1 pseudogene is annotated in these 548 nt (G+C 47.3%); it reads left to right on the top strand.

What is annotated here, in order from left to right:
* Positions 1-548: pseudogene (locus R7190_RS29875) on the top strand (aminotransferase); the annotation flags it as partial.

Below are 548 nucleotides of genomic sequence, written 5' to 3'. Positions count from 1 at the left end.
GGCAGTGTGGCCCGGGCGCAACAGGCATTTTATACGTGCGCGACAACGGTAATCGTTTGAACGAATACTGGAGCGACCGTGAAAATCCATTGTGGTTGATAAACTCGTCGCTTTCTCATGCGGATTACTTAGGTAAGCAAATCCAAATGCAGTACATTGGTAACGACAACTACCCAGCTAAACAAGCTCTGGCTGATAGCTGCAAAATGTGGGATGAGATTGGTCGTGACCGAATCCAAGACCGCATTCTAACGTTGAGTGACCAATGTAAAACCTCACTCCAAGACGTGCTGCCACATGCGAAAATGTTCTCGCCAAATGTGGAAGGGCTGACGAGTGGATTAACGACGTTCAACCCATTTTATGATGTGACGAACGAAGAAATCCTGACTGAGTTCCGTGACCGTCTGCGTGAAGAATATGGCTACATCATCCGTACAACGAACTTCAAGCTGTACAAAGATGATGGACACGACACGTACGCGCTTCGTATCTCTACACACTTGTTCCATGATGAGCGAGATGTAGAAGGATTGGTCGAAGCGATT

It is taken from the genome of Vibrio sp. 1078-1 (assembly GCF_033340475.1).
The sequence above is the reverse complement of the archived record's forward strand: the minus strand, read 5'-3'. Positions and strand labels throughout refer to the sequence as shown.